The sequence below is a fragment of the Nocardia tenerifensis NBRC 101015 genome, from assembly GCF_000308715.1.
In the GTDB taxonomy this organism is placed as follows: Bacteria; Actinomycetota; Actinomycetes; order Mycobacteriales; family Mycobacteriaceae; genus Nocardia; species Nocardia tenerifensis.
On record NZ_BAGH01000175.1, the window covers coordinates 1 to 8,333 of the forward strand.

10 protein-coding genes are annotated in these 8,333 nt (G+C 68.0%); 8 read left to right on the forward strand and 2 right to left on the reverse strand.

Annotated features, from left to right (window positions below):
• On the forward strand, positions 1–191 hold a 191-nt coding region (locus ON39_RS50065), incomplete at its 5' end, for a hypothetical protein (protein ID WP_040734378.1).
• Between the two features lie 69 nt (positions 192–260).
• Here ON39_RS50065 and ON39_RS14010 read toward each other — a convergent pair.
• Positions 261–692, reverse strand: a complete 432-nt coding sequence (locus ON39_RS14010; RefSeq protein WP_040734380.1) for a type II toxin-antitoxin system Rv0910 family toxin — start codon at positions 690–692, stop codon at positions 261–263.
• A 672-nt stretch (positions 693–1,364) separates the two neighbouring features.
• Here ON39_RS14010 and ON39_RS14015 point away from each other — a divergent pair.
• Genes ON39_RS14015 through ON39_RS14040 form a run of 6 tightly spaced genes read left to right on the forward strand, consistent with a single transcriptional unit; the run spans position 1,365 to position 6,610 of the window.
• Positions 1,365–2,777, forward strand: coding sequence for an ATP-binding protein (locus ON39_RS14015; RefSeq protein ID WP_040734381.1), 1,413 nt, complete (start codon positions 1,365–1,367; stop codon positions 2,775–2,777).
• Positions 2,777–3,202, forward strand: a complete 426-nt coding sequence (locus ON39_RS14020; protein ID WP_040734382.1) for a roadblock/LC7 domain-containing protein — start codon at positions 2,777–2,779, stop codon at positions 3,200–3,202. Before ON39_RS14015 ends, ON39_RS14020 begins: the two co-directional genes overlap by 1 nt.
• A complete protein-coding gene (locus ON39_RS14025; protein ID WP_040734383.1) occupies positions 3,199–3,552 on the forward strand; it encodes a DUF742 domain-containing protein in 354 nt (117 codons plus the stop codon). The genes ON39_RS14020 and ON39_RS14025 overlap by 4 nt, the downstream gene beginning before the upstream one ends.
• A complete protein-coding gene (locus ON39_RS14030) occupies positions 3,527–4,132 on the forward strand; it encodes a GTP-binding protein (RefSeq protein WP_040734385.1) in 606 nt (201 codons plus the stop codon). The genes ON39_RS14025 and ON39_RS14030 overlap by 26 nt, the downstream gene beginning before the upstream one ends.
• Entirely contained in the window at positions 4,129–5,370 is a 1,242-nt protein-coding gene (locus ON39_RS14035; protein WP_040734387.1) for a cytochrome P450, read from the forward strand. Before ON39_RS14030 ends, ON39_RS14035 begins: the two co-directional genes overlap by 4 nt.
• 10 nt (positions 5,371–5,380) lie before the next feature.
• The gene (locus tag ON39_RS14040) at positions 5,381–6,610 is read left to right on the forward strand and encodes a cytochrome P450 family protein (protein ID WP_040734389.1); all 1,230 of its coding nucleotides are present in this window, start codon (positions 5,381–5,383) and stop codon (positions 6,608–6,610) included.
• Positions 6,611–6,674: 64 nt separating this feature from the next.
• Here ON39_RS14040 and ON39_RS14045 read toward each other — a convergent pair whose 3' ends face one another.
• The gene (locus tag ON39_RS14045) at positions 6,675–7,469 is read right to left on the reverse strand and encodes an SAM-dependent methyltransferase (RefSeq protein ID WP_040734390.1); all 795 of its coding nucleotides are present in this window, start codon (positions 7,467–7,469) and stop codon (positions 6,675–6,677) included.
• 198 nt (positions 7,470–7,667) lie between these two features.
• On the opposite strand from ON39_RS14045, the gene ON39_RS14050 reads away from it, so the two are divergent.
• Complete coding sequence (locus ON39_RS14050; protein ID WP_040734391.1) at positions 7,668–8,042, forward strand: VOC family protein; 375 nt, start codon at positions 7,668–7,670, stop codon at positions 8,040–8,042.
• The last annotated feature ends 291 nt before the right edge of the window (positions 8,043–8,333 follow it).

Consider the following 8,333-nt stretch of genomic DNA (forward strand, 5'->3'; position numbering starts at 1 on the left):
CACAGTGTGTTCGCGCCCTAGCGTGGTTCGGCTGTGGGATGTTGCTGGGCCTGGCGTGGTTCGGCTGTGGGATGTGGCTGGGCCTGGCGTGGTTCGGCTGCGGGATGTGGCTGGGCCTGGCGTGGTTCGGCTGCGGGATGTTGCTGGGCCTGGCGTGGTTCGGCTGTGGGATGTGGCTGGGCCTGGCGTGATTCGGCCGCGTGGTGCGGCTCGGCCCCGGCGTGACTCAGCCGCGCAACATGATTCGGCCCCGGCGCGACTCACCCGTACAGCGCGACGAACTTCTCCAGCGAACGCTCGATATCGCCCTTCACCGCCCGCGCGACGCCCGCGCCGATCGGGCCGAACAGCGGCTTGCCGCCGAGGTCGATGTCGACGGTCACCTCCGAGCCGGTGCCCTTGGGCGTGACCAGCAGTTCGAGGCCGAGCTTGGTGCCGCCCTTGCCCGCGCCGGTCAGCTTCAGCCGCCGCGGCGGCTCGGCGGCCTTGACCGTCCATGTCACCCGGTTGCGCAGGCCCTTCACCGAGGCGACGCCGACCAGCTCGGTGCCGACGGTCAGCTGCTCGGGCACCTCGCTGCGCCACGCCTCGTGCATTGTCAGCCACTTGTCGAGGTCGGCCAGGTTGGACGTGTGGGACCAGGCGTCCTCCGGCGAGATCGGCACATCGACGGAGACCTTCAGCTTTGCCATGGCGGCATAGTATCCGGTACTCGCGGTTCGCCCTAGTTGTCGGGGAAAGCGGCCCTCGGCCGTACGCCGAAAGCCGCTCGGTCGAGGCGTCTGGACGCGCGTCGGCGACATTCGAGCAATCCGCACCGCCCGGCCTGGCGGAGGGCTCGTCGTCATGGAAGTAAAAACAAACTGGTCGGCCTAGCAAACTTCCGGTCGCGAGCGAACCCGAATACCCAGTTCTCCCACCCGCTTCGGATAGGCGCGGTTGACAGCGTGCGCGAGATACGCGGCCCCGCCGGGAGATCCGATGATGTGTCCTTTACCGCCCGGCCCGGAACGTCGCTGGTCACCGCGTGGCAAGCGATCGTGATCACCAGGGGCGCAGCATTATTGCGCATCGCCCCGGACTCGTCATCTTCTGTCTGCAAACGCAATCATGTGAGTGGATCTGAAGAGAACTGGTTGCATAGCTGCTAATGTCGCAGCGTCGGGTTCTGGTAACTGTTCGGACACAATCTGTTGTTCGGCGATCGCCGGTCCTCCGACGTGGACCAGATCCGACCAGGGTGTGCTGGTCGGCGTCGCGAGGAAGGCGAGACGAAGCACGATGACGGAGAGTCGACACGGCCTCGGGTCTACGCACTCGCGCGCGCTTGCCCCCCTCGGCGCCAATCGACGACGAAAGAACCGATGAATCAAGATATCGCCGTGGTGCTTTCATGGATCCTCGCCGCCGCACTCGTGGTCGTGGCGGCCGTCGCGCTGTACGCAGTGCATTACGCGAAACAGCAGCGTGCCAGAGCCGAAGCACTCAGTAGAGAGCAACGAGCCGCGGAAGAAGCCGTCGAGCGCTTCGCCACCACCACGATCCCGGCGGTAGCGGAGTCGATCAGACGCTTCGACAGCCAGGCCCCGACGGTCGAAGTGCCACCGGGCCTGGAGAATTCGCGCATCGCGCAGGTGTTGCGGTGGATCGCCGAGCGCTACGCCGACGACCTGAGCCTGCTGCGGTCCGAGACCAGGGACCAGACCAACCACGAGGCGCAGCAGGCCATCGCCGCCGCCGAGGAGAAGGTGCGCGCCGAGGTGTCGGCCGCGTCTCGCCAGGCGACCAGCGCGGCCGTGCGCTCGTTCGGCACGTCGGTGGTCAGTCTCGGCGCCGACGTGAGCCAGGTGGTGAGCTCCGCGCTGCGCGAGCACCGCAAGGACGAGGTGTACGAGACGCTCACGCGCATCGACCACACCGTGCAGCAGATGATCCGCCAGGCGCAGTCCTACGTGATCGTCTGCGGCGGCCTGCCCGGCAGGCGCTGGCCCGCCCAGTCGCTGACCGATGTCATCGGCGGCGCGATCGGCCGCGTGCGCGACTACCTGCGGGTGCGCCCGGCCCAGCTGGACCGGGTGGTCATCAGCCGGGCGGTCGAGCCGCTCGTGCACACCTTGGCCACCCTGCTCGACAACGCGCTGCGCTATTCTCCGCCAACGTCTTTCGTGGATGTCAGCTTCCAGGAGGGTCACCACGGCGTCACGGTGATCATCGACGACGCGGGCGTGCGGATGAACGCGGAGCAGATGGAGGAGGCCAGGCAGGTGCTCGCGCACGAGCGCTCGGTCGACATCCATCAGCTCGGCCCCTCGCCCAAGGTCGGCTTCCCCGGCATCGCCGCGCTGGCGCGTCGCTACGGCTTCACCGTCTACATCGACGGCCCGAACGTCTACGGCGGCATGCGCGCGATGGTCTACATTCCCGAGGCGCTGCTGATGACGCCGCAGCCCGGCCAGCAGGAGGCCGTGCCCGCGCGCGCCATCGAGGTACCCGCCGAGCCCGCGCCCGTCGCGGTCGCCACGGGTGCCACGCACCGCGCGCAGGAGCGCGAAGAGCCAAGTGAGAGTGAGCCTTTCGCCGTGCACGAGATTACAAGCGGCGGCTTACCCAAGCGGCGTCGCCGCACCGTCGCGCTCGCCCCCGTCGGGCCGCGCACCGAACCCGGCCTCGCCAGGCCCGACGTCGCCGCGGCCTGGCACACCGGATCCAAGAGCGGCCGTGCCGCCGCCACCGATCAGTCCGACAACTCCGATCACACGGAAGGGATGACATCCTGATGGCCTCACCCGTGACCGACAGCAGTAACAAGCTGGGCTGGCTACTCGAAGACCTCAACGTCCCGGGCGTCAGATTCGCGGTCCTGCTATCCGAGGACGGGTTACGAATAGCGCACTCCGCCGGCATCGAACGCGATCAGGCCGAGCGCTTCTCCGCCGCCGCGTCCGGCCTGCGCTCGCTCGGCAAGGCGCTCGGCGAGTTCTGCGGCGAGGGCGACAACGGCGTGCGGCAGAACATGACCGAGTACGACCAGGGCATGATCCTGATCACCGCCGCGGGCGACGGAGCGCTGCTCGGCGTGGCGACCACGCCGGAGATCGACGTCGCGCTCATCGCGCACCGGATGAACGAGCTCGCGGGCCGGGTCGGGCACGAGCTGGGGAGCCAGCCGCGCAGGCGTGTTGATGGTGGCGACTTGCGATGACTGCACGGGCCCGGCGTGATCCCGACCTGGTTCGGGCATATGTGCGCACCGGGGGACGCACCCGTCCCACTCGCGAGTTGGACCTGGTCACTCTGGTCCGTGCCGCCAAGGACCCGTCGCCGGGTGCCACGCCCGACGCACGCCGGGTCATCACTCTCTGTAGCCGCCGGGGCACGCTGTCGATCGCGGAGATCGCCGCGTACCTCGACCTGCCGCCGTCCGTTGTCAAGATCGTCGCGGCCGATCTGATGGACAACGGGCACCTGGTCACACCTACGCCGGCGGAAAACCTGCCGGAGATCGCTCTGCTCGAGGAGGTACTTAATGGGCTCCGTGCTCTCGCCGTCTGATCGCCCAGTCGACTATGTGCCGGAGACCGTTACCCGTTCCGTAAAGCTCTTGGTGGCAGGCAATTTCGGGGTCGGCAAGACCACCTTCGTGAGCAGCGTGTCGGAGATCAAGCCGCTGCGCACCGAGGAGACGATCACCGAGGCCAGCGTCGGCGTCGACGACATGGCCGGCCTGCCGGGGAAGTCGCAGACGACCGTGGCGATGGACTTCGGCCGCATCACGCTGAATCCACAGCTGGCGCTCTACCTTTTCGGCACGCCCGGCCAGCAGCGGTTCGTCCCGCTGTGGGAGGAGCTGGCCCGCGGCGCGCTCGGCGCGCTGGTGCTGGTCGACACCCGGCGCATCGAGAAGTCCGACGAGGTGCTCTCGGTGCTGGAGGAGCGGGGCGTGCCGTATTCGGTGGCGGTCAACCAGTTCGAGGGCGCGCGCAACTATCCGCTCGACGAGGTGCGCGACGCGTTGGACCTGGCCCCGGAGACGCCGCTCACCGTCTTGGACGCGCGTGACCGGGGCACGTGCTTGCGATCCCTGATCACGCTTGTTGAATTCCTGTTCCATCGTCAGGAGTCACGACTTTGACCACGCCCCCGCGTTCCTGCCCGGTCCCGCACGGCTCACCGATCGACACCGACGGCCCCCGGGTGTCGCTGTACTCGGAGGAGTTCGCCGCCGACCCGCACCGCGCCTACCGCGAGATGCGCCGCCAGTACGGCTCGCTCGTCCCGGTGAACCTCGCACCGGACGTGCCGGCCACGCTGGTGATCGGCTACCACACCGCGCTGCGAATCCTCAACGACCCCGAGCACTTTCCGGCCGACCCGCGCACCTGGCAAAAGGGCGTGCCCGGCGAGTGCCCGATCCTGCCCATGCTGGAGTGGCGGCCGAACGCGCTGCGCAGCGCGGGCCTCGAGCACAGCCGCTACCGCCAGGCCAACGTGGCCGCCATCGCCGAGGTGGACCTGCACAGCCTGCACGCCACCGTCGAGCGCATCGCCATCCCGCTGATCAACGCGTTCTGCCAGGACGGCGCCGCGGACCTGATCAGCCAGTACGCCTTTCCGCTCACCTTCGCCGTGCTCAACGCGACGCTCGGCTGCCCGCCCGACATCGGCCAGCAGGTCGCGACGGGTATGGCCGCGATCTTCGAGGGCGTCAACGCGGACAAGGGCAACGCGATGCTCACCGACGCGCTGTTCGAGCTGGTCACCTCGAAACGCAAGGAGCCGGGCGACGACATCACCTCCCGGCTGCTCGCCCACCCGGCCAAGCTCGACGACGTGGAGATGATCCACCAGCTCGTCACGCTCTACGGCGCGGGCATCGAACCGCAGCAGAACCTGATCGTGAACACGCTGCTGCTGATGCTCACCGACGAACGGTTCGCGGGAAACGTTCTCGGCGGCAGCCTTTCGACGCGCGACGCGCTGGACGAGGTGCTGTTCACCGACCCGCCGATGGCGAACTACTGCGTGTCCTACCCGCGGCAGCCGATCCTGATCGACGGCGTCTGGCTGCCCGCGCACCAGCCGGTCGTGATCAGCATGTCCGGCTGCAACAACGACCCCAAGATCAGCGTCGGCGGGTACGTGGCCAATCGATCGCACCTGGCGTGGAGCGTCGGGCCGCACGCGTGCCCCGCCAGGTCGATGGCCTACCTGATCGTGCAGGACGCCATCGATCAGCTCCTCGACGCGCTGCCCGAGTTGGCCCTCGGCGTCGCTCCGGGTGAATTGTCTTGGCGGCCAGGTCCTTTCCACCGAGCGCTGGTCTCTCTGCCGGTAGTCTTCCCTGAGTCACCACCGTTGAACGTGTTTTAAGGAGACCCCGATGGACACTGAGCCTCTAGTCCTGGACCCGACGGGCGCCGACATCCAGGGCGAGTCCGCGCGCCTGCGGGAGCGCGGACCGGCGACCCTGGTGGAGCTGCCCGGCGGCGTGCGCGCCTGGTCGATCACCGACGCGGATCTGCTCAAGCGACTGCTGGTCGATCCGAAAGTGTCCAAGGATGCCAGGCAGCACTGGCCCGCGTTCGCGAACGGCGAAGTGCCGCAGGACTGGCCGCTGTTCCTCTGGGTGGCGGTGAACAACATGTTCACCGCCTACGGCGCCGACCATCGGCGGCTGCGCAAGCTGGTGGCGCCCGCGTTCACCCATCGCCGCACCGAGGCGATGCGGCCGCGCATCACGCGGATCGTCGATCGGCTGATCGCCGGGCTCGCGGAGGTGCCCGCGGGGGAGGTGGTCGATCTGCGCGAGGGCTTCGCCTACCCGGTGCCGATCGAGGTCATCTCCGAGCTGATGGGCGTGCCGGAGTCGTTGAACCCCGGCCTGCGCAAGTGCGTCGACGGCATCTTCGACACCTCCCTCAGCCCGGAGGAGTCGCAGGCCAACTACATGGAGATGTACCGCATCCTCGGCGAATTGGTGGCCTACCGCCGGGAGAACGCGGGCGACGACATGACCAGCCTGCTGATCTCGCACCGCGACGAGGACGACGGCTCGCAGCTGACCGAGCAGGAGCTCATCGACACGCTGCTGCTGGTCATCAGCGCGGGCCACGAGACCACGGTCAACCTGCTCGACCAGGCGATCTACGCCATGCTGACCCGGCCCGAGCAGCGGGCGACGGTCGTCGAGGGCAAGGTGGGCTGGTCGGATCTGATCGAGGAGTCGCTGCGGTTCGAGGCGCCGGTGGCGCACCTGCCGCTGCGCTTCGCGGTCGACGACATCGAGCTGGAAGGGGTGCGGATCGCCAAGGGCGAGCCGATTCTGCCCGCCTACGCGGCCGCCAATCGCGACCCCAAGGTGCACGGCGAGACCGCGGACGAGTTCGACGTGACCCGGGATGTCAAGGACCACTTGGCCTTCGGCCACGGCGTGCACCACTGCCTGGGCGCGCCGCTGGCCCGGCTGGAGGCGGCGGTCGCGCTGCCCGCCCTCTTCGAGCGCTTCCCGAACATGCGCCTGGCGGCGGATCCGTCGGAGCTGGGGACCGTGGTCAGCTTCATCTCCAACGGTCACGGCAGGCTGCCGGTGATCCTGGAGCCCGCCGAGTAAGGGTTTCGCGCAACGTATTTCGAGTGTGGGGTGTCGCGGATGCGCGGCACCCCTCTCGCGTGTTCTAGGTCTTGCGTGCCAGGCCTGTGACGATCAGTTGTTCCCAGACGCTGAGCGGGCGGGGATCCTCGTTGGTCGGGTCCGGTCGCCAGTTCGCGCACGGTGTGATGCCGGGCTCGAGGATTTCCAGATCGCCGAACAGCTCCGCGATCTCGCTGTCGGTGCGCCAGCGGCCGCGCCCGAAGGTCGACTGGAGCTTCTCCTCGGCGACGGCGGTCTCGCGGTTGCCGCCCGAGCGGAAGTGCGAGATGTACACCGGGCTTGCGGGGCACAGCTGCTCGGACCAGTAGCGCACGACGGCGGCGGGGTTCTCGTCGTCGTTGAGGTGGTGCAGGATCGCGCTGAAGAGGACGGCGACGGGCCGGTCGAAGTCGATGAGCTCGACGACCTCGCGGTGCTCCCGGATCGAGGCCGGCGCGCGCAGATCCGCCTGGAGGACGGTGGTGCGGTCGTCGGTGGCCAGCAGCGCGCGGCCGTGCGCGAGGACGATGGGGTCGTTGTCCACGTACACCACCGTGGCGTCGGGGGCGTGGCGGCGCGCGACCTGGTGCACGTTGTCGGCGGTGGGCAGCCCGCTGCCGAGGTCGATGAACTGGCGGATGCCGTCGCGGGCCAGGTCGCGCACGGCGCGGATCATGGCCTGCCGGTTGGTCGAGGCGATCGCCACCGAGCCGGGCAGGTTGTTCTTGAAGTGGTCGCCGATCGCGCGGTCGACGGCGAAGTTGTCCTTGCCGCCGAGCAGATAGTCGTACACCCGCGCGATGCTCGGCTTGGATTGGTCGACCACGTGCTCGGTCATGTCCGGTGCCCCCTCGTCCAGCAGACTGTGTCGGCTCTCATCGTAGGCAGCGAGAACAGATGGGGCGGCTGCTTCGGTGGCGAGACTTATTCGACCGCAACAGTTTTCATCGTCGCGAGGTGTCCACGTCTCTGCTGGATGTTTGCTCGGCGCCGGTGCCGGGTAGGCGACCACAATGCCGACCGAAGGAGATATCGCATGACCTCGAAGGGTTTTGTCGGACGCCTGCGCAGCGTGGTGCTGGACAGTCCGGAGCCGCGCAAGCTGGCGGAGTTCTACGTCGGTCTGCTCGGCGTGGAACTGACCGAGACCGAGGACGAGACGTGGATCGTCACCGTCGACGGCCAGGGCAGGCGCATCGTGTTCCAGCTGTCGCCGGAGTACAAGCCGCCGAAGTTCCCGGATCCCGAAGCGTCCCAGCAGATTCACTTCGATGTGCTGGTCGACGATATCGAGGAGGCCGAGCCGAAGGCGCTGGCGCTGGGCGCGAAGTTGGTGCAGCCCAACGATCATGACAATTTCCGGGTCTACGCCGACCCGGTGGGGCACATCTTCTGCCTCATGTGGTTGTAGGCAGTGCGCCGGCGTGCCGCGAGACCGGACGGTCTCGCGGCACGCCACGTGGCGGAGCGTGTGGTGGATCGCCGGGTCAGATGCCGATCACGTCTAGGATCATCCGAACCCAGTTGCTGACCATCCCGATAATCATCGGACTCTCCTTTCACCGCCTCGGAAAAACTGTCTTGTACGCACCAGATTGCCGCAGCCGAGGTCCCGTCAAACGGTGATCGCCCGGACGTCCACCGGACAACCGATTCACCGCACTGTCATCTTGCGCCCGGCGGGACGCACGGGGGATTCTCA

What these genes read in the sequence shown, in the direction of transcription:
- ON39_RS14010 (WP_040734380.1), bottom strand. Translation starts at nt 692, where the DNA reads ATGGCAAAGCTGAAGGTCTCCGTCGATGTGCCGATCTCGCCGGAGGAC.
- ON39_RS14015 (WP_040734381.1), top strand. Translation starts at nt 1,365, where the DNA reads ATGAATCAAGATATCGCCGTGGTGCTTTCATGGATCCTCGCCGCCGCA.
- ON39_RS14020 (WP_040734382.1), top strand. Translation starts at nt 2,777, where the DNA reads ATGGCCTCACCCGTGACCGACAGCAGTAACAAGCTGGGCTGGCTACTC.
- ON39_RS14025 (WP_040734383.1), top strand. Translation starts at nt 3,199, where the DNA reads ATGACTGCACGGGCCCGGCGTGATCCCGACCTGGTTCGGGCATATGTG.
- ON39_RS14030 (WP_040734385.1), top strand. Translation starts at nt 3,527, where the DNA reads ATGGGCTCCGTGCTCTCGCCGTCTGATCGCCCAGTCGACTATGTGCCG.
- ON39_RS14040 (WP_040734389.1), top strand. Translation starts at nt 5,381, where the DNA reads ATGGACACTGAGCCTCTAGTCCTGGACCCGACGGGCGCCGACATCCAG.
- ON39_RS14045 (WP_040734390.1), bottom strand. Translation starts at nt 7,469, where the DNA reads ATGACCGAGCACGTGGTCGACCAATCCAAGCCGAGCATCGCGCGGGTG.
- ON39_RS14050 (WP_040734391.1), top strand. Translation starts at nt 7,668, where the DNA reads ATGACCTCGAAGGGTTTTGTCGGACGCCTGCGCAGCGTGGTGCTGGAC.